The sequence below is a fragment of the Kitasatospora sp. NPDC092039 genome (assembly GCF_044756065.1).
Classification (GTDB): Bacteria; Actinomycetota; Actinomycetes; order Streptomycetales; family Streptomycetaceae; genus Kitasatospora.
In genome coordinates, this window is the sequence record NZ_JBIVSD010000005.1 from 337,344 (window position 1) to 357,692 (window position 20,349).

The 20,349-nt window shown below is 76.3% G+C and carries 11 protein-coding genes; 6 read left to right on the forward strand and 5 right to left on the reverse strand.

Annotation, left to right across the window (positions count from 1 at the left end):
* Positions 1–11: 11 nt before the first annotated feature.
* From ACIQI7_RS13665 to ACIQI7_RS13690, 6 genes are read left to right on the forward strand one after another with little or no spacing between them, the layout of a single operon-like run.
* Complete coding sequence (locus ACIQI7_RS13665) at positions 12–344, forward strand: hypothetical protein (RefSeq protein WP_387747488.1); 333 nt, start codon at positions 12–14, stop codon at positions 342–344.
* Complete coding sequence (locus ACIQI7_RS13670) at positions 341–748, forward strand: GPW/gp25 family protein (RefSeq protein WP_401108672.1); 408 nt, start codon at positions 341–343, stop codon at positions 746–748. The genes ACIQI7_RS13665 and ACIQI7_RS13670 overlap by 4 nt, the downstream gene beginning before the upstream one ends.
* Entirely contained in the window at positions 745–3,969 is a 3,225-nt protein-coding gene (locus ACIQI7_RS13675) for a putative baseplate assembly protein (protein WP_401108674.1), read from the forward strand. The genes ACIQI7_RS13670 and ACIQI7_RS13675 overlap by 4 nt, the downstream gene beginning before the upstream one ends.
* On the forward strand, positions 3,966–7,721 hold the full coding sequence (locus ACIQI7_RS13680; protein WP_401108676.1) for a putative baseplate assembly protein: 3,756 nt from the start codon (positions 3,966–3,968) through the stop codon (positions 7,719–7,721). Before ACIQI7_RS13675 ends, ACIQI7_RS13680 begins: the two co-directional genes overlap by 4 nt.
* On the forward strand, positions 7,718–9,952 hold the full coding sequence (locus tag ACIQI7_RS13685) for a hypothetical protein (RefSeq protein WP_401108679.1): 2,235 nt from the start codon (positions 7,718–7,720) through the stop codon (positions 9,950–9,952). Before ACIQI7_RS13680 ends, ACIQI7_RS13685 begins: the two co-directional genes overlap by 4 nt.
* A gap of 46 nt (positions 9,953–9,998) precedes the next feature.
* Positions 9,999–11,447, forward strand: coding sequence for a DUF6519 domain-containing protein (locus tag ACIQI7_RS13690; RefSeq protein WP_401108681.1), 1,449 nt, complete (start codon positions 9,999–10,001; stop codon positions 11,445–11,447).
* Positions 11,448–11,498: 51 nt separating this feature from the next.
* On the opposite strand, the gene ACIQI7_RS13695 is transcribed toward ACIQI7_RS13690, so the two are convergent.
* The 5 genes from ACIQI7_RS13695 to ACIQI7_RS13715 all read right to left on the reverse strand — a co-directional run bounded on the left by ACIQI7_RS13695 (position 11,499) and on the right by ACIQI7_RS13715 (position 20,277).
* Positions 11,499–12,074, reverse strand: coding sequence for a hypothetical protein (locus tag ACIQI7_RS13695; RefSeq protein ID WP_401108683.1), 576 nt, complete (start codon positions 12,072–12,074; stop codon positions 11,499–11,501).
* A 174-nt stretch (positions 12,075–12,248) separates the two neighbouring features.
* The gene (locus ACIQI7_RS13700; RefSeq protein WP_401108686.1) at positions 12,249–13,292 is read right to left on the reverse strand and encodes an NAD-dependent epimerase/dehydratase family protein; all 1,044 of its coding nucleotides are present in this window, start codon (positions 13,290–13,292) and stop codon (positions 12,249–12,251) included.
* Positions 13,293–13,307: 15 nt separating this feature from the next.
* On the reverse strand, positions 13,308–13,784 hold the full coding sequence (locus tag ACIQI7_RS13705; protein ID WP_401108871.1) for a flavin reductase family protein: 477 nt from the start codon (positions 13,782–13,784) through the stop codon (positions 13,308–13,310).
* 95 nt (positions 13,785–13,879) lie between these two features.
* Positions 13,880–14,377, reverse strand: coding sequence for an acyl-CoA thioesterase (locus ACIQI7_RS13710; protein WP_387747470.1), 498 nt, complete (start codon positions 14,375–14,377; stop codon positions 13,880–13,882).
* Positions 14,377–20,277, reverse strand: a complete 5,901-nt coding sequence (locus tag ACIQI7_RS13715) for an SDR family NAD(P)-dependent oxidoreductase (protein WP_401108689.1) — start codon at positions 20,275–20,277, stop codon at positions 14,377–14,379. The genes ACIQI7_RS13710 and ACIQI7_RS13715 overlap by 1 nt, the downstream gene beginning before the upstream one ends.
* Positions 20,278–20,349 lie beyond the last annotated feature (72 nt).

A 20,349-nucleotide genomic window follows, 5' to 3' on the forward strand; every position in this document is an offset into this window, starting at 1 on the left:
GGGAGAGTCTCGTGCCCGGAAATCTGCTGCACGTCAATGCGACGGTGACCTGCCCGCACGGCGCCCAGGCCACGGCCCGGCCCGCCCAGGCGCGGGTGCTGGCCGCCGGCCAGGCCGTCACCGGCACCGCCGACCTGTACACCGTGACCGGCTGCCCGTTCAACGTGGCCGGCAAGCCGCAGCCCTGCGTCACGATCCGCTGGGTGGTGCCGTCCGCCCGGATCCGGGTGAACGGCTCCCCCGCGCTGCCGCAGTCCGCCGTCGGGCTGTGCCAGAGCGCCGAGCAGGTCCCGCAGGGGCCGCCGGTCGTGACCGTCGTCCAGCAGCGGGCGGTGGGCGCGTGACGACGACAAGGTACCCCGCGAACGGCGCCGGACCGGCCCGCACGGACCTCGCCTTCCCGTTCCGGACCGACAGCCGCGGGCGCACCGCCGAGGCGGCGTACGACGACCACGTGCGGGACATGATCGAGCAGTTGCTGTTCACCGGCCCCGGCGAGCGGGTCATGCACCCGGACTTCGGCTGCGGGCTGCTCGACCTGGTCTTCGCGCCGAACAGCCCGGAGCTGGCGGCCACCCTGCAGCTGTCCGTCCAGGCGGCGCTGCAGCGGTGGCTCGGCGACGTGATCGAGGTCGTCTCGCTCGACGTGGAGAGCGAGGACAACGTGGTCCGGGTCGAGCTGGCGTACGTCGTCCGCCGGACGGGTGCGCGGCGGCACGACGTGTTCGAGGGCGGGGTGACGGCATGACCGGCCGAGCCGAGGCGACCGGGCGGGACGGACGTGCGCCGGTCCGGTGCGGGACGGAACGGCGCCGCGCCGACGTGCGCGCGGCGCACCTGCTGGGCCTGGACGGCGCCGAGCCGGACGACGACGGGCGCACGCTGAGCGTGACCTTCCTCGGCCGGGCCCCGGCCGAGCTGGGCCCGGAGAACATCCGGGTCGACGGCGGCCGGCGGATCACCGGCCTGCGCGCCGTCGCGGTCGACATCGAGCGCGCGGACGACCCGGAGCTGGACGACCGGATGCACGTCACCCTCGACCGGGCCGGCGACACCTCCCGCTACCGGCTGACCGTGGTCGAGGCGGACGCCTACGGCCGCCCGGGCACCCGCCCGTACCCGGGCTTCGACCCGAGGTACGCGAGCACCGGGTTCTCCTTCGGCGCCGACTGCCCCTCCCCGTACGACTGCCGCACCGAGGAGAGCTGCCCGCCCGCCGTCCGGCCGGCCCCGGTCATCGACTACACCGCCCGCGACTACGAGAGCCTGCGCCGGCTGGTGCTGGACCGGATGAGCCTCACCACCCCCGGCTGGACCGAGCGGCACCTGCCCGACCTCGGCGTCACCCTGGTCGAGTTGCTCGCCCACACCGCCGACCGGCTCTCCTACCAGCAGGACGCGGTGGCCACCGAGGCGTACCTCGACACCGCCCGCCGCCGGGTGTCGGTGCGCCGGCACGTCCGGCTGATCGACTACCCCGTGCACGACGGCTGCAACGCCCGGACGTTCGTCGCGCTGACGGCGGACCGCACCCTGACCCTCCGGCGCGGCACCTTCCGCTTCGCCGCCGTCGACGTCGGCGGGCTCGGCCCGCAGGAACGCCCGCGGCTGTCCACGGTGATCCCGGACGAGGAGCTGGACGCGCTCACCCGGACCGCCGCCGTCGAGGTGTTCGAGCCGCTCGGCGCGGCCGACCTGGTGCTGCATCCCGCGCACAACACCATCCGGTTCTGGACCTGGGGGGACCAGGACTGCGTCCTGCCCGCGGGCGCCACCTCCGCCACCCTGCGCGACGACTGGCACCCGGCCGACCGGCCGGAGGCCCGCACCCGGCACCTGGCGCTGCGCCCCGGCGACCTGCTGGTCATCGAGGAGGTGCTCGGCCCGCGCACCGGCGCCGCCGCCGACGCCGATCCCGCGCACCGCCAGGCCGTCCGGCTCACCTCCGTCACCCACCTGGTCGACGAGCTGTACGAGCAGCCCGTGGTCGAGGTCGCCTGGGCGCCGGAGGACGCGCTGGCCTTCCCGGTCTGCCTGTCCGCGCACGGCGGGAGCGACTGCGGCCCGATCGACGACGTGAGCGTCGCCCGCGGCAACGTCGTCCTGGTCGACCACGGCCGCTCCCTCACCTTCTGCGGCGGCGCCCCGGAGACCTTCGCGGTGCCGCCGGAACCCGTCCGGGTGGCGCCCTGCGGGCCGGGCGGCTCCGGCTGCGCGGACCGCGACGGCGGCAGCCCCGCGGCGGAGGCAATCCACGAACTGCTGGACCAGACCCGGACCGGCCGCCAGCTCGGCCCCGAGCAGGTCCGCGAGCTGGACGCGCTGGTCGGCGAGGCGGCGGTCCGCCGGGCCGGGCTGGGCGTCCGGCTCGCCCCCGGCTCCGGCGCGGAGGGCGGGGAGGGCCAGGGCGCCGTGGTCGAGCCGCCCACCGCCGACGCCCAGGCGGCGGCCCTGGAGACGCTGCTCGACCAGACCCGCTACCCCGTCCTGCCGCAGCCGTTCCGCCCGCTGCTGCGCTACGCGCCGGTCACCCAGGCGGCCGCCTACCCGGACCGCGGACAGGTCGGCGCCCGGCAGGCCGTGCTGCTCGCCGGCATCCCCGAACGGGTCCGCCGGCGGCTGGAGGAGCTGTGGCACCGGGCGGACCGCGGCCACGACCTGTCCCGCGCCGAAGTCGCCGAGCTCACCCTGCTGTTCGGCGCCCGAGTGGTGCACGAGCTGCGCCTCGCCGACCGTCCGGCCGCCGGGCTGCGCGAGCTGCTGGCCCGCCGCACCCGCCTGCTCGCCGCCAAGCTGCGCCGCCTCGAGGTGCTCACCGCGCGGGCCCGCTGCGGCGGGGTGCTCCGGCGCGGCGGCGTCTGGGAGGTGGCCCAGAGCTGGGGCGCCCGGTACGCCGCCGGGCTCGACCCCGACTCCCCCGCGCTGGCCGGCCCGGCGAGCGGCATCGCCGTCCAGGACCCGCGTACCGCCCTGCCGGCGGTGCTGGCCACCGCCGAGGGCCGGGAGTGGACGCCCCGCCGGGACCTGCTCGCCGACGGCCGGCGGGACCGGCACTTCGTGGGCGAGCTGGAGGACGACGGCCGCCTCGCGCTGCGCTTCGGCGACGGCCGCCACGGCCTGCCGCCCCGGCCGGGCGCCGAGCTGCGGGTCGCGTACCGGATCGGCAACGGCATCGCCGGGAACGTGGGCGCGGAGGCCGTCAACCACCTGGTGGTCTGCGGACAGCAGCCCGACCCGACCGGTCGCGGCACCGCCGCCCGGCCGCAGGACGCGGTGCTCCGGGTCCGCAACCCGCTGCCCGCGACCGGCGGCACCGAGCCCGAACCGCTCGACCAGGTCCGCCAGTCGGCCCCGCTGGCGCTGAGCCGCACCAGGCTGCGCGCCGTCACCGCCGCCGACTACGCGGAGCTGGCCGCCACCCTGCCGGGCGTCCGGCGCGCCGCCGCCGGGCTGCGCTGGACCGGCAGCGTCCAGGAGGTCCACGTGGCCGTCGAACCGTACGGGCGGGCCGAGGCGGACACCGCCCTGCTGGAGGCGGTCGGCCACGGCCTGGAGGCGTACCGCCGGATCGGCCACGACCTGGTGGTCCGCCCCGCGCTGCTGGTGCCGGTCGACCTCGAACTGCGGATCTGCGCCACCGCCGGGTACCAACGCGGCCACCTGCTGGCCGAGTTGCGGCGGGTGCTGGGCGGCCGCACCCTGCCGGACGGCCGGGTCGGCTTCTTCCACCCGGACGCGCTGGGCTTCGGCGACCCGGTGCGGGTCTCCCGGCTGGTGGCCGCGGCCGCCGCCGTGCCGGGCGTGGTCAGTGCCCGGGTCACCCGGCTGCGGCGGCAGTTCGGACGGGACGACGGCGAACTGGCGGACGGGCTGCTGCGGCTCGGCGCGCTGGAGGTCGCCGTCTGCGACGACGACCCCGACCGGCCGGAGAACGGCCGGCTCTCGATCGTGATCGGAGGCGGCCGATGACCGGCCAGTGCACCTGCGGCTGCTCGGGCACCGCCACCGCGACCCCGGCCCCGCTGTTCAACCCGCCCGGGCTGGACGCCATCGGCTACCGCGTCGGCCGCTACGGGGAGTTCCTGGACAGCCTGCTCGCCCGGCTGTCCGGCCCCGGCTACCCGGCACTGCGCGACCTGACCGTCCGCACCCCGGACGACCCGGCGATCGCGCTGCTGGACTCCTGGGCCGTGCTCGCCGACGTGCTCACCTTCTACTCGGAGCGGATCGCCAACGAGGGCTACCTGCGCACCGCCACCGAGGAGGGCTCGCTCACCCTGCTCGGCCGGCTGGTCGGGCACCGGCCCCGGCCCGGCGTGGCCGCCGACACCTACCTCGCCTACACCCTCGACCACGACCCGCGGGCCGCCGAGGACCCGACCGTGGTCGTGCCGCGCGGCGCCCGCAGCCAGAGCGTCCCCGGCCCCGGCGAGGACCCGCAGTCCTTCGAGACCGCCGAGGACCTCGCCGCCCGCTCGGCCTGGAACGAACTGGCCGTGCTGCGCCGCCGCCCGTACCAGCTGACGCCCGGCCAGCTGAACCCCGGCGGCCGCGCCGAGCTGTTCGCCGCCGGCACCGCCAACAACCTCAGGCCCGGCGACCGGCTGCTCTTCGTGTTCAGCGCCGACAAGGCCGCCGACCCGGTCCACCGGGTGCTGCGGCTGGTGCCCGAGGTCCGGATCGACCGCGAGAACGACGTCACGGTGATCGGGCTGCCCCGGGACCTGCGCACCCTCAAGGACCTGCGCGCCGAACTGGCCGACTGGATCACCGTCACCGAGACCGCCCCGAACCCCAGGCCCGGGCCCAGCCGGATCATCCGGGCGTTCGACGACCAGGTGCTGGCCCCGCTGCGCGCCGACCTCGACCGGCCCGCCGGTCCGCTGAGCACCCCGGCCGAGTTCGCCGACCGGCTCGCCCCGGTCGTCGCCCGGGCCGCCGAGGCCGCCGAACTGGCCCGCTCCCGGCAGCCGGTGGCCGACTGGTTCGGCCGCCTCGGCGAGGAGCTGGCCGGCCTGCGCGACCGGGCCCACCAGCTGGAGCCGCCGCAGGCCCCCGAGCAGCCCGAGCCCGGCCCCGGCGCCGCAGACCCGGCCGTCCGCGGACTCGGCCCGCTGCTGGCGGCGCTGCGCACCACCCCCACCCGGCCCCCGCTCAGCGCCCGGGACCTCGCCCGCGACCCCCGGCGCCTCTTCGCGCCCGGCTCGGACCTCGGCGCGCAGCTGCTGACCGCGCTCGACCCCCGGCTGCGCGACGGCCTCTACCCCGCCTGGCGACGGGTCGACCTGACCGAGCCGCTCGCCGTGCACGAGATCCAGGCGATGCGGGTGGTCGCCACCCCGTTCGGCGCCACCGCGCCGCTCAAGCCCGTCTACGGCGACGACGGCCGGATCGACCGCTACGTGGACTGGCCGCTCGCCGGCAGCACCCTGGTCGGCGTCCGGTTCACCTTCGACGCCGCCGGGACGGTCCCGACGACCGCCGACTTCACGTACGTCGAGGCCGGCAGCCTGGTGCACAGCGGCTTCTCGCTGCCGTGGGACCACACCTTCCCGTTCGGGCCCGGCCAGGTCAAGGTGGTCACCACCGAGCCGCCGGAGCCGCCGCCGAACCCGCGGGCCGCCGTGCCCGCGCCCGCCCCGGAGCCCGGGGTCAGCGCCCGGTTCCTCGCCAAGCTGCCCGAACGCACCGTCTTCGTGTCCCGCCCGCGGGCCGACGGACGCATCCACGTGACGGTCGACGGCGGGCCCGGCCCCGCGCTCGACTACCTGCTCGAACCCGGCCAGGAGAAGACCGGCGAGTCCGGCGAGCTGAACGTCCGGGTGCTGCGCCACACCGCCACCGACCAGTCGGCGCCCGCGGTCGAGGTGGTGTTCACCACCAAGCTGCAGCCGGTCTCCGGCACCGTCCTCGCCCTCGACGCGGTGTACGACCAGATCGCGCCCGGCAGCTGGGTGGTCGTCCAGCGCCCGCGCAAGGGCCTCGACGGCGGCATCCCGGGCAGCCGCGACCTCGCCGAGGTCATCACCCGGGTGACGGACGTGCGGGTGGTCTCCCGCGCCGACTTCGGCATCACCGGCAAGGTGACCGAACTGTCCCTGCAGCAGGCGTGGCTGGACGACAAGGACACCCAGCTCTCGGACATCCGGGACGCCACCGTCTACGCCCGCGGCGAGTCGCTGCGGCTCGCCGACGAGCCCGTCACCGAGGACGTCCACGGCGGCCGGATCGAACTCGCCCGGCTCTACGACGGGCTGACCCCCGGCCGGTGGATCGCGGTCAGCGGCGAGCGGACCGACATCCCGGGCACCACCGGCGTCCGGGCCACCGAACTGGCCATGATCGCCGGCGTCGAGCAGGGCGTCGACCCGCACCTGCCCGGCGACACCGTCCGCACCACCATCACGCTCAGCGCCCGCCTCGCCCACCGCTACCGGCGCGACACCGTCCAGGTCCTCGGCAACGTGGTCCGGGCCACCCAGGGCGCCACCCGCGACGAGGCCGTCGGCAGCGGCGACGCCGGCGTCCCGGGCCAGCGCTTCACCCTCTGGCAGTCGCCGCTCACCTGGCTCGCCGCCGACACCCCCGGGGGCGCCCGCAGCACCCTGGAGGTCCGGGTCGACGGGGTGCGCTGGCACGAGGTCGACAGCCTCGCCGGACGCGGCCCGGACGAGCGCGTCTACGTCACCGGGACCACCGGCGACGGCCGCACCACCGTCACCTTCGGCGACGGCGTGCACGGCTCGCGCCTGCCCACCGGCCGGGAGAACGTCCGCGCCCGCTACCGGATCGGCATCGGCGAGGCGGGCAACGTCGGCGCCGGCCGGATCACCCAGCTCACCACCCGCCCGCTCGGCGTCTCCGCCGTCGTCAACCCGCTGCCCGCCACCGGCGGCGCCGGCCCGGACGGCCCCGGCCTCGCCAGGCGCAACATCCCGCTCGCCGTCACCTCCCTCGACCGGCTGGTCTCGGTGCCCGACTACGAGGACTTCACCCGCTCCCGGGCCGGCATCGGCCGGGCCAGCGCCACCCGGCTCTCGGACGGCGGGCGGGAACTCGTCCACGTCACCGTGGCCGGGGTGGACGACATCCCGCTCAGCGGCGACTCCGACCTGGTCCGCACGCTGCGCTCCGCGCTCACCGCCTACGGCGACCCGCGGCTGCCGGTCGAGGTCGCGGTACGCGAACTCGTCCTGCTGGTCGTCGCCGCGCGCGTGAAGGTCCACCCGGACCACTCCTGGGACGTGGTCGAACCGGCGCTGCGCCGGGCCCTGCTCGACCGCCTCGGCTACCCCGGACGCCGACTCGGCCAGAGCGCCCACCTGTCCGAGGTGCTCGCCACCGCCCAGGCCGTCCCCGGCGTGGACTGGATCGACGTCGACTCCTTCACCGGCGTGCCCGGCAGCCTCACCCCGGAGGGCCTGGAGCGGCTGTCCGAACAGCTCGCGCAGCCGCAGCCGACCGTCCCGGCCCGGCTCGCCCGCTTCGAGGAGCAGCGGTACCGGGTGCGGGACGGCGACGGGGAGACCCTCACCGGCATCGCGGCCCGCAACGGCATCCCGGTCGCCGAGCTGCTGCGCCTCAACCGGGACGTCACCGACACCCGCCCGCTGCTTCCCGGCCGGGTGCTGACGGTGTTCCGCGGCATCCGCCCGGCCCAACTCGCCGTGCTGTCACCGAACCTGCCCGACACGTTGATCCTCAAGGAGATCCGCGCATGACCTCGTCGTGGGACAGCCGGGACCCGGACGGACTGCTGGAGCTGCTGCCGCAGTGGCACCGGCTGCGGGACGCCGACGCGGGCGAGCCGCTGCGCGCCCTGCTGGCCGTCATCGCCGAGCAGGTCGACGTGGTCCGCGGCGGCGTCGAACAGGGCTACCGGGACTGGTTCGTGGAGACCGCCGCGGACTGGGCCGTCGCCTACCTCGGCGACCTGGTCGGCTACCGGATCCTGCCCGGCTACGAGGAGGTGCTCGCCACCGGTCTGCACGGCGGCGCCTCCCCGGAGCGGGCCGCGGCCCGCGACCGGCTCGCCGCCCGGCTGGCGCCGCGGCACGACGTCGCGAACACCGTCGCCAACCGCCGGCGCAAGGGCACGCTGCCCCTGCTGGAGGAGCTGTCCGCCTCGGTGGCGGACTGGCCGGCCCGGGCCGTGGAGCTGTCCCGGCTGCTCGGCGGGACCCAGCCGGTACGGCTGCTGCGCCCCGACGAGGAGCCGGCCGACCGTCAGCGGCTGGGCCGGGGCCGGCTGGTCGACGTGCGGCGCGGCGCCGCGCTGGACCTGCTCGGCGGCCCCTTCGACGGGCAGGCGCACACCGTCGACGTCCGCCGGGCCGCCTCCACCCGCCGCCAGGGCGGCCACACGCCGGCCGGGGTCGCCCTGTACGTCTGGCGGCTGAAGCCGTACCGGGTCACCCGGGCGCCGGCCTACTGCATCGACCGGGCCAGGAACCTCTTCACCTTCTCCGTCCTCGGCAACGACGCCCCGCTGGTCACCCGGCCCGAGCCGGAGCCCTCGGCCACCCACCTCGCGGCGATCGACAACGTGCCGGCACCGATCCGGCGCCGGCAGCTGGCCGAGCGGCCGGCCGACTACTACGGGCCCGGGAAGAGCTTCGCCATCTGGCGCGACGGCGCCCAGGAGCCGATCCCGCCCGCGGAGATCACGGTGGCCGACCTGACCGACTGGGCGTACCGGCCCAAGCGCGGCCAGGTCGCCGTCGACCCGCTGCTCGGCCGGATCGCCTTCGGCGCCCGCTCCGCCCCGCGCCGCGGCGTCTGGGTCGACTACCACTACGCGTTCGGCGACGACACCGGCGGCGGCGAGTACCCGCGGGACCGCCCGGAGACCCGGCACCGCACGGTCTACCAGGTCGGGCCCGGCCGGCCGTACGAGCGGATCAACGACGCCTACCAGCAGTGGCGCGCCGACCAGGCGGACGGCGGCGCGGGCGGCGCCGCCGTCATCGAGATCACCCACAGCGGCGCCTACCAGGAGCAGCTGGACTTCGACCTGGAGGGCGACGACCGCCTCGAACTGCGCGCCGCCGAGGGCGCCCGGCCGGTGATCCGGCTGCTCGACTGGTACAGCAACCGGCCGGACGCGCTCAACGTCCGGGGCGTCTGCCCGGGCGGGCGGCTGGTCCTGGACGGCCTGCTGATCACCGGCCGCGGGGTCAACGTCACCGGGCCGCTGGCCTCCGTCACCCTGCGGCACTGCACCCTGGTGCCGGGCTGGTCGCTGGAGCCGCACTGCGAACCGCACTCGCCGCACGAGCCCAGCCTCGTCCTGGACCGCACCACGGCCTGCGTCCGGATCGAGCGCAGCGTCCTGGGCGCGATCCAGGTCGTCGGCGACGAGGTGGACGCCGACCCGCTGGAGGTCCACCTCGCCGACAGCATCCTGGACGCCACCGGGTCCGAGCGGCCGGCGCTCGCCGGGCCCGACTGCGAACACGCCTTCGCGCTGCTGCACGCCCACCGCTCCACGGTGGTCGGCGAGGTGCACGCCCACGCGGTGCCGATCGCCGAGGACAGCGTGTTCACCGGGCGGCTGCGGGTGGCCCGCCGCGCGGTCGGCTGCCTGCGGTTCTGCTACGTCCCCCCGGGCTCGCGCACCCCGCGCCGGTACGAGTGCCAGCCCGACCTGGTGCGCTCGGCGGTGACCGGGCTGGTCGAGCGCGGCGAGCTGCCCCCGGCGCAGGCCGCCCGGCTGCGCGACGTGGAGGCGGCCCGGGTCCGCCCGGTGTTCAGCAGCCTGCGGTACGGCACGCCCGACTACGGGCGGCTGGCCGCCGGGTGCGCGCCGGAGATCACCCGCGGCGCCGAGGACCGCTCCGAGCTGGGCGCCTTCCACGACCTGTTCCAGCCCCAGCGCGAGGACAACCTGCGGGCGCGGCTGGCCGAGTACGCGCCGGCCGGCACCGACGCCGGCGTCTTCTTCGTGACCTGACCCGCCCCCGACACCGCCCCCGACCATCGACTGTGAGAGGGAACCCGTGCACGCAGACTTCTCGCGCCTGACCTTCCGGCCCGACAAGCACTACTCCGCGGTGCTGACCCAGCAGGGCCGCGTCCAGCTGGACGCCGACGCCAACGAGCAGGCCGCGATCGAGCGCTACCAGCTGCGCACGCTCGCCGCCGACCTGATCGGCCGCCGCGGCGGGCCGGCCGCCGCACCCGGGTTCGCGATCGGCTACGTGCCGGGCAACCAGGACGCGGCGGACCTGACCATCGGCGGCGGCCGGTACTACGTGGACGGCATCCTGTGCGAGGCCTACCGGCCGGAGCCCGGCCCCGCCGTGCCCGACGACGGCCACTGGGGCGGCGACGGGACGGACGGGGCCGCCGGTACCGTCGGTGTCCCCGGGCAGGAGCCCGCCGTCTGGACGTACTGGGACCAGCCGGACGCCTACCGGGACCAGGAGCGCCCCGGCGACCGGCTGCCCGCCGAGTTCCCGTTCCTGGTCTACCTGAAGGTCTGGGAGCGCAGCGTCACCGCCGTCGAGGACCCGGAGATCCGCGAGGTCGCCCTCGGAGCGGCGATGCCCGACACCGCGGCCCGCGCCAAGGTGGTCTGGCAGGTACTCGCCCTGCCCGCCTCGGAGTTGAGCGTCCCGGACGGCGGGGTGTCCCGGGTCCGGGACGCCTTCGACGCGTGGGCCGAACCGCAGGAGCGGGCCGCCGCCTGGCTGGCCGCGCGCGCCCGGCGTCCGGAACGGGCGAACGAGGACCCGTGCCTGTCCCACCCGGAGGCCGCCTACCGGGGCCCGGAGAACCAGATGTACCGGGTGGAGGTCCACCGGAGCGGCTCGGCCGAGTGCGGCGCCGCCTTCAAGTGGTCCCGGGAGAACGGCTCGGTCGTCCTTCCGATCGCCTCGGTCGAGGGCGTCTGGGTCGACCTCACCACGCTGGGCGACGACGACAAGCTGGGCCTCTCGGTCGGCGACTGGGTCGAGGTCGCGGACAGCGCGTACGTCAGCCGGGACGAGCCGGCGGACCTGCTCCAGGTGGAGGAGACCGACCTGCCGGGCCGCCGGGTGCGGCTGTCCGCCGAACCGGCGCCGGAGGTCGGCCGGCTGGCCGAACGCCACCCCTTCCTGCGCCGCTGGGACCACCGCGCGCCCCGCGGCCGGGACGCCCTGCCGCTGGCCGGCGGCGCCCTGCGGCTGCGCGAGGGCGCCTGGCTCGACCTGGAGGACGGCGTCCAGGTGTACTTCCGCCCGGGCGGCGACTACGCCCGCGGCGACTACTGGCTCGTCCCGGCCCGCACCGCCACCGGCTCGGTCGAGTGGCCGCGGAACGCGGCCGGCGAGGCCCTCCTCCAACCGCCGGCCGGCGTCCGGGTGCACCACGCCCCGCTCGCCTGGGTGAAGGGTCCGACCACGGTCGTCGACCTCCGCCAGACCTTCGCCCCGCTGACGGCGCCCGCCCCGCAGGAGGCCTGACCCGCCCGGCCCGCACCGGTGGCCGGCGGCCCCTGCGGGTCCCCCGCGGGTTCAGCCGCTCCAGGTGCTGGTCGTGCCGGTCGTGCCGGTCGCCCGGGGCGTGCCTCCGGTGGCGGTGCCCCGGGCGGCCGGGGCACCGGCTCCGGAGCCCGAGGTGGTGGTCCGCACCCCCGGGGCGGTGGTGCCGACCGTCGGGCCGGCCGAGGTGCGGGGCACGGCCGGGGCAGCCGGCGTGCCGGGCGCGGCGGTGGTCCGGCGGGCGGCGGGGGCGGTGGGCGCGGCCGAGGGGGCGTCGCCGCCCGGTGCGATCCGCTCGATCCTCAGCACCAGGTTGCGGTCCTGGCGGCCGCCCGCCAGGTCGCGGTTGCGGCTGTGCACGACCTGCGTCGACACGCCGCCGACGTCCTGCCACCGGCCCTGGACGGCACGGCTGTTGGGGCACCAGCCGCCCTCGTCCCGGTGTTCCAGGTCGAGTTCCCAGCGCTCCGCCTCGACGACGTGGACGGCGCCGACCTCGCCGGGGATCTCCACCGGGGCGGCACCCCGGACGGTCACCACCGCCCGCTGGGGGAACCGCCCCTCCACCGCCGTCACCGTGATCCGGCTCGCCCCCTGGTACCAGGCCATCGCTGTGCTCCCTCGTCCGTCCTTCGGGCCGGCTGCCGACCGCCCCCAGCCGGTAGCACGGACGGCGCCCCCTCCGGGGTTCGACCTGCCCGGGTCCGGCCCGCGGAGCCGGGAACGGCCGACGGCCGGTCGGGGGCGGACCGGAGCCCGCCCGCGACCGGCCGTCGGCGCGGCTCAGCGGGCCCGGGGGCCGTCCTCGTCCCGCGCGAGCACACCCGCCTGGCGGGCCGTCAGCTTCCCCTGGCCGTACAGCCAGCGCACCGTGTCGGCCATGGTGTCGGCCGTCGGCCTCGGGGTCAGCCCGCCGGTGCTCGCGGCGGGGTCGACCGGGGCCGCGCAGGCGCAGGTGTACACGGCCCCGTACTCGGCGGGGATGTGCCAGGGCCATCCGCGCTGGAGCAGGCTCGCCAGGGTGCCGACCGGCAGCATGGCCCGGGCGGGGAGGAAGGCCGCGGGCAGCCGCCGCCCGGTGACCTCCCGCAGGGTCCGCACGTACTGCCGGGTGGACAGGTGGCGGCCGGGCCCGAAGTGCCGGTCGGCGCCCGCCCTCGGCGCGGTCAGCAACCGGGCGTGCAGCTGCGCGGTGTCCCGGACGTCGCCGACCGGGAAGCCGCCGAGCGGCCAGATCGGCATCAGCCCGCGCAGGGCGTTGCGCAGCCGGGCGTTCTGGTCGCCCGGCCCCGGGTCCTGCGGGCCGAGCAGCGCCGGCGGGTAGCTGATGACCACCGGCGCGCCGTCCCGCTGGTGGCCCCGGGCGATCCGCTCGGCCGCGGCCTTGGTCGCCATGTACGTGTCCCGGGGACGGCCGACCGGGGAGTGCTCCCCGAGCGGCCGTCCGGCGGACGGCAGCAGGGCGACGATGCTGGAGACGTGGACGACCGGGTCGGCGCCTGACCGGCGGGCGGCGGCCAGCACCAGCTCGGTGCCCCGTTCGTTGGTCCGGCGCATCTCCGCGTTCCGCCGGCTGTCGAAGGAGTACACCGCGGCCGCGTGCAGGACGGCGTCGGCGCCGCGCACGGCCCGGGCCGCGCCGCCCTCGTCGGTCACGTCCCCGACGACCAGGTCGACGGCGGCCGGATCCACCGCCAGCAGGCCGAGCGCCCGTTCCGCGGCCTGCGGGTCGCGGACCAGCATGCGCACCCGGTGTCCGCCGCGGACCATCGCCGCGACGGAGTGGAGGCCGAGGAATCCGGTGCCGCCGGTCACGCTCACCAACATCGGTCCATCCTCCGCTCAGCCGATCCCTTCCGGGTTCCCGCCGACGCCCCGGTGGAAGGCGCCGCCGTAGAACAGCAGCGCCTGCCGGTGGTCGGACCAGTCCGCGGCCAGCACCTCGCCGAGGAAGATCGAGTGGTCGCCGCCGTCGTACTGCTCGGCGAGCTTGCACTCCAGCCAGGCCAGCGAGTCCGCCAGCAGCGGGGCCCCGGTGAACGGGCCGGGCTGCCAGTCGAGGCCGTCGAACTGGGCGGCCCCGCGCGGCCTGCTCTTGTTCGCGAAGTACCGTGCCAGGCGCTCCTGTTCGGCGCCGAGCACGGACACCGCGAAGGACCTGGTCGCCGTGATCGCCTCGTGCATCGTCGCGGAGCGGGCCACGCAGCACAGCACCATCGGCGGCTCCAGGGAGACCGAGCTGAACGCGTTGGCGGTCATCCCGTGGGCGTACTCGCCGCCCGTGGTCAGCACCGTGATCCCGGTGGCGAACCGGGCCATCGTCTCGCGCAGGGCGCCCGGCAGGACGGCCCGGTTCTCGGCGGCCGCGGCCGGGGCCGGCGGCCGGGTGTTGACCGGGGACCGGCCGTTGCCGATCACAGCGCCCGCTCCGTCTCCACCGGCCCGCCGGGCGCGGCCTGGGCCGCCAGGGCCCGCGCGACGGCCGGGCCCTCGGCGTACGGCGCCAGCGCCCGGCGCAGCGCCTCGGGCACCCGGGCGGGGACGGTGGCGGTGTTCGGTCCGCGCATGCACGCGATCCGCTGCCGGCCGCGGGCGACCAGGTTCTCCTGCTCGCCGTCGATCCGCAGGTAGTCGAAGCTGAACTGGATCTGGGTCTGGGTCAGCTCCTCCAGCCGCATCCGGACCGACAGCTCGTCGAACGAGGTGATCTCGGCGAAGAAGTCGCACTCCACCTTGAGGGTGAACAGCTTCAGGTCGTCCTGCAGCTCGGCGAGCACCTCCGGCGCCTTGTCCTTGAGGAACATCTCGCGACAGCGCCCCTGCCAGCGCAGGTAGTTCACGTAGTAGACGTTGCCGACGAGGTTGGTCTCCTCGAACCCGACGGTGTGCCGGATCTCGTAGTAGGCCGACATCAGTTCTCCTTTCCGACGAGGACCGCGAAGAGCACCGGCTCCGTCCGGTCGTTGACGGTGGTCACCCAGGTGGCGACGGACGCGTCACCGGCGGACAGCACCACCCAGCCGCCCGGGTGGACCCGGTCGAGGGTCAGCGCCTGGGTGGTGGCACCGGACTTGCGCAGGCATTCCAGCGCGCTCCAGACCCGGGTGCCGGCCACCGCCGGGCTGCAGCCGGCATCGCTCACCAGCAGGTCCCGCAGGGCGAGTTGGCCGGCGCCCAGCAGCGCGTCCCAGTCCTCGGCGGTCCGCTCCAGGACGGTCTCGACGTCGCAGGCGAGCCGCCCGCGTCCGGCCACCGCGAGGGTCAGGCCGGCGGCGTGCGAGGCCGACACCGTGGTGCCGTCGAGTTCCGGCGCACCGGCGAGTTCGGGCTTGCCGTCCGGCCGGTGGCGCAGTTCCACCGGCCGGCCCAGTGCCCGGCCGAGGGCGGTCGCGGTGCGGGCCCTGCGGTCCCCGTCCCGGGCGGCGGCCTCCGCGGTGCCGTCCGCGGCGGGCTTCGCCTCGGGTTCGACGACCACCGCGCGGCGGCCGCCCAGCACCCGTTCCAGACCGCGTTCCAGGTACGAGCCGAGCATCGCGGGCACCCAGGGCCCGGCTCCGTCGCGCTTGCGGACGGCGACCAGGGTCAGCCCCTCCCAGCGCTCCACCACCTTCCCGGCCGGGGTGCGCACGTCGAGGTCGTAGACGTAGCTGTCCCCGTCCTGCGAGCGCTCCCTGGCGTCCAGCACGACGTACTCGGAGTCCTGGTCGGCCGGGTCGGCCAGCCAGAGCCGTTCGATGCCCTGCGGCAGCAGCGTGGCGTCCGGCACGCAGCACTGGATGGCGTGCATCATCGCGTCCCGCGTGCCGGGGTCGGCGAGCCGCTGGTCCTGCGGCAGGAAGGCCGCGAACCACGGCGCCTGGGCGGTGGTGGAGATCTCCGCCAGCGCGTGCCGGGCGCTGGCCCGCCGGTACTCCAGCAGCCGCTGGAACCGCTTGCCCTGGAAGAGCACGCTGCCGTACAGCTCGGTCACCGGGTCCACCGGCACCGCCGGCAGGCCGAACTCGGCCGGCACCGGCGTCCCGGGCACCTCGGGCCGCGGGTAGCGCAGCGTTGCCCGGAAGTGGTCGGCGGCGAAGTCGGTGCCCTCGCTGCGCAGCACCACGTCGACCGTCCCGGGATCCCGGACCAGCGCCGCGATCCGGATGGTGGTCGAGCCGCCCGGCCGGACCACCACGGGCCGCCGGAACTCGACGTCCTCCAGCAGCGGCGGGCCCTGGTGGCCGCTCACCGCGGCGGCGACCTGGGCCATCGCCTCCATGCCGAGCACGGCCGGGAAGAGCAGGTCGTCCTGGAGCCGGTGGTCGGTCAGGTACGGGTCGCCGCCCTCGGTGAGCTCGGTCTCGGTGATCAGCTCGATGCCGGGGTGGTGCGCCACCACCCGCTCCACGAACCTGGTCAGCGGCAGCTCCTGGCGGACGGTGGCGAGGGTCGGCAGGCCGCCGGCCCGTCCGCTCACCACCAGGACGGGGCCGGCCGACGGGTCCGCGAGCACCTCGCGGAGCACCTGGATGCCGTTCTCGGTGGAGATCGGCGTGATGCCCTCGCGGATCAGCGCCTCGACGACGCCCAGGCGTTCGCCCATGCCCGCGCCCGACCAGACCGACCACTCCAGCGCGAGGGCCCGGGCCTTCGGGTACCGCTGCTGGAAGCGGAGGGTCAGTTCGGTCATCCAGTCGTTGGCGGTGGCGTAGTGCGCCTCACCGCGCAGTCCGGCCCGGCCGATGATCGAGCCGAAGGTGATCAGCAGCTTCAGGCGCTCCGGCCGGACGGCCGCGAGGACCGCCTCCAGGCCGTCGGTCTTGGGCGCCAGGGTCTGCCGGAAGTCCTCGGCGGTCAGCGCGTCGAGGGCGGCCGGGTGGTTGCGGCCGGCGCCGTGCAGCACCGCGGTGACCGGGCCGAGCCCGCTCTCCAGCAGGGCCACCGCGGCGGCGACCTCCTCGGCCGAGGTGACGTCGGCGCGGGCGTAGCGGTAGCGCAGGCCGGCGTCGTCCATCCTGGCGAGGTTGCCGGCGAGTTCGCGGTCGGTGGCCGGATCGGCGCGGCCGATCAGGGCCAGGGCCGCGCCGGAGTCCTTGGCCATCGCGATGGCGCACTCGGCGGTGATGCCCTTGCCGCCGCCGGTGACCAGCAGGACGTCCCCGGCGTCGAGCGGGGAGCCGCCCTCCGGTGCCGGGCGCGGCTGCAGCGGCCGCAGCAGCGGGACGGTCCGGCCGCCGTCCGCCTGGTAGCGGACCTCCGCGAAGCCCGCCGTGGCGGCGGTCTCGGCGACCACCCGGGCCACCGCCTCGTCGCGGGCGGCGCCCTCGGGCGCGGTGTCGGGCAGTTCGACGATCGTGGTCGGGACGGTCGGGTGCTCCAGGTGCAGGGTCTTGGCCAGACCGGCGGCGCCGAGCCGGTGCTGGACCACGACCAGCCGGGTGCCCTCGGGGGCGGCCAGCACGGCCCGCCCGGCGGCCAGGAAGAGCTCCGTCTCGTCCGGTCCGCACGCGTCCGGGAGGCAGAGCAGCACGCCGTTCCCGAGGCCGGCGGCGGCGAGCGCGGTGCGCAGCGGCTCGGCCAGCGGGTGGCCGGGCGTGCTGTGGACCGTCCAGTCCCCGGCGGGGCCCGCGGGGCCGGGCTGCGAGCCGGCCGGCAGGGCGGCCGGGACGTGCTCGACCGCGAAGGGCCGCACCCACGGGGCCACGCCGTCGACTTCGCCCGCCGGCGCGGCGCCGTCCTGCGCGGTCCCGGCCAGCTGGTCGATCAGCTCGGCGATCCCGCCCAGGTTCACGGTCGCGTAGTTGGGCGTGGCGGCGAGCACGGGCCGGCCGAGCGCCCGGGTGACGTCGTTGACGATCTGGCCGATGGTGATCGAGCTCAGGTGCAGGTCGTCCATCGGGTGGGTCTGCGCGGTGACGGAGTCCAGCGGCAGTTCGACCCGCTCGGCGGCGAGCCGGCGCAGCAGCTCCAGGGTGGAGTCCTGGGCCGCTTCGGTGTCCGCGGACGCCCGCGCGCCGCCCCGCTCGTCCCGCTCCGGTCCGCCGTCCCGGGCCACCGGGTCGGCGAGGTCCGCCAGGTCCGCGTCGATGGCCGGAGCCGCCTCGCAGGGGTTGGCCAGGAAGGTCATCGCACCGTCGGCCGGCAGCGGCCGCACCAGGCGGTCGCCGAACAGCGCCTCGGTCCGCAGCGGCACGCCGAGCACGTACGCGGCGCCGGCGACCCTGAGCAGCGGGCCGAGCGAGGCGCTGTCGGTGTCGACCGCCAGGGTGGTGAGGTCCGGGGCGATCTCCGCCAGCAGGCCGGACAGCACCCGGCCCGGGCCGACCTCCACGACCAGGTCGGCCCCGGCGGCGGCCGCGGTGGCGGCCTCCTGGAACCGGACCGGGAGCAGCACCTGCTCGCGCAGGACCTCCCGCAGGTCGGCGGACGGATCCAGGAACCGGCCGGTGACGGTGGAGGCGATCGGGCGGACCGGCTCGCTGAAGTCGAACTCCGCCAGTTCGGCCGCCATCGCGACCGCGGCCGGCTCGACCAGCGGCGAGTGGAAGGCGTGCGACACGTTCAGCCGGGTCGCCGTGACGCCCTCGGCCGCGGCCCGGCGGCAGACCTCGTCGACCGCCTCGGCGGGGCCGGAGAGCACGGTCTGCCGGGGCCCGTTGTAGCCCGCGACGACCACGTCCTGACCGGCGGACAGCCGGGCGGCCTGCTCCGGGGTCGCCGCCAGGCCGGCCATCGCGCCGCCGCCGCGGCTCGCCCGCGCCATCACCCGGCCGCGGACGGTGGCCAGGCGCACCACCTGCTCCTCGGTCATCGTGCCCGCCCAGTGCAGGGCGGTCAGCTCCCCCAGGCTGTGGCCGACGGCGGTGTCGGCCCGGATGCCGATCGCGTCCAGCACCCGCAGGGCGGCCAGCGAACCGGTGACGATCCGCGGCTGGGCCACCTGGGTGGCGACCTGGTCGTCGCCGGTGGGCAGCGCGGCCGCCCGGAACACCTCCTCCGCCGTGGCGAACCGGCGCCGGATCGCGCCGACGGCGCCGCGGCCGGAGCCCTGTCCCGGGAAGAGGTAGACGATCCGCGGGGCGGTCCGGGCGCGGCCGAGGAAGACTCCCTCACCGGCCGAGAACGCCTCCCGCGCACCGGAGTCGAGCAGGGCCAGCAGCCGTTCGAGGCCGCGTACGGCGTCGTCCGGCGTGGTCGCGACGACGGCGGCGCGCACCGGGCCGCCGGCCTGCCGGTCGGCCAGCGTGCCCGCCAGGTCGGCCAGTTCGGCCTGGGCCAGCTTCGGCACGAGTTCCAGCAGTCGGGTCACTTCCGCGCGCAGCGCGGCCGTGTCCGGCCCGTCCAGCAGCAGCAGTTCGGCGTCCTGGCGGCCGGCGACCAGCCGGGTGGTGCGCTCGTCGAGCGCCTCGCGCCGGGTGCTGCCGGGCGCCTGGGCGACCGCGACGTGGGTGTTGATCCCGCCGAAGCCCATCGCCGACACCCCGGCCCGGACCGGCTGGTCGGCAGGCCAGAGTTCGGCCTGGCGCGGGACGTACATCGCCGCCTCGTCACCGAGCAGGCCGGGGTGCGGGTCGACGTGGCCGGTGGCCGGGGGGATCACCTGGTGGTGCACGGCGAGGGCCGCCTTGATCAGACCGGCGACGCCCGCGGCGGCCTTGGTGTGCCCGAAGTTGCCCTTGACCGTCCCCAGCGCGGCCGGACGGGCCGTCGGGTCGGCGAGGCGGCGGGCGGAGGACAGCGCCTCGATCTCGGTCGCGTCGCCGAGGGCGGTGCCGGTGCCGTGGCCCTCGAAGTAGGAGACCGTCTCGACGCCGTAGCCCGCCCGCTGGTAGGCGCGGGTCAGTGCCAGCCGGTGGCCGCCGGCCTCCGGCCGGGTGATGCCGCCCTTGCCGTCGGAGGAGACGCCCCAGCCGCTGATGCTCGCGTAGATCCGCCGGCCCTGCGCCACCGCGTCCCGCTCGCGCATCAGCACGAGCATGCCGGAACCCTCGCCGGGCCAGAAGCCGTTGGAGTCCCGGTCGTACACCTTCATCTCGCCGGTGGCCAGCGCGCCGGTCTTGGCGAAGCCGATCACCTCGAACGGGTCGATGGAGAGGTCGACGCCGCCGGCGACGGCCACGTCCAGCTCGCCGTCGGCGAGCGCCTTGGCCGCCGTGACGACGGACAGCAGGGAGGAGGAGCAGGCGCCGTCGACCGTGTAGCCGCCACCGCGCAGGTCGAAGTGGTTGCAGATCCGGCCGGCGATGGTGTTGGCGAGGCCGCCGGCCAGCGAGTCCTCGTCGATGGCCGGGAACGGCGCCTTGTACTGCGGCTCCAGCTCCTGGAGGAACTTGGCGACGTCGCCCTCGGACCAGCCCTGGCCGGCCAGCGCGGCGGCCACCGTGCGGCGCACGTACGGCCACCGCAGCCGCATGATGTTGGCCCGCGAGAATTCCCCGGTGAGGCTGTTCCCGACCACCACGCCGGTGCTCTGGTGGGGAAGTCCCGAACCGTCCGGGAATCCGGCGTCGGCGAGCGCCTCGGCGGCCACGTCGAGGGCCAGCCAGTGCGTCAGGTCGGTCGCCCGGTAGGTGCTCCCGGCGACGCTGTACTTGATGCGGTCGAACGCGTAGTCCCGGAGGACGGCGGCCTTCTTCGTGTAGTGCCGGTCGGGCGCGCTCCGGTCCTCCGACCAGTAGTCCGCCTGGTTCATCCGCTCGTCCGGCAGCCGCCGGAAGGCCCGCCGACCACCCAGTACGTTGTCCCACAGTTCGCTCGCCGAATTGGCGTCCGGGTAACGGAGGCCAATTCCCACGATAGCGATCCGCTCACTGCTCACGTATTCACCACCCATGGAGATGAATTGACGGCGAATATTGTCGCCGGCTCGACTCTCTGCACTGTCGTCAAGCGTGCATCTGCGGCC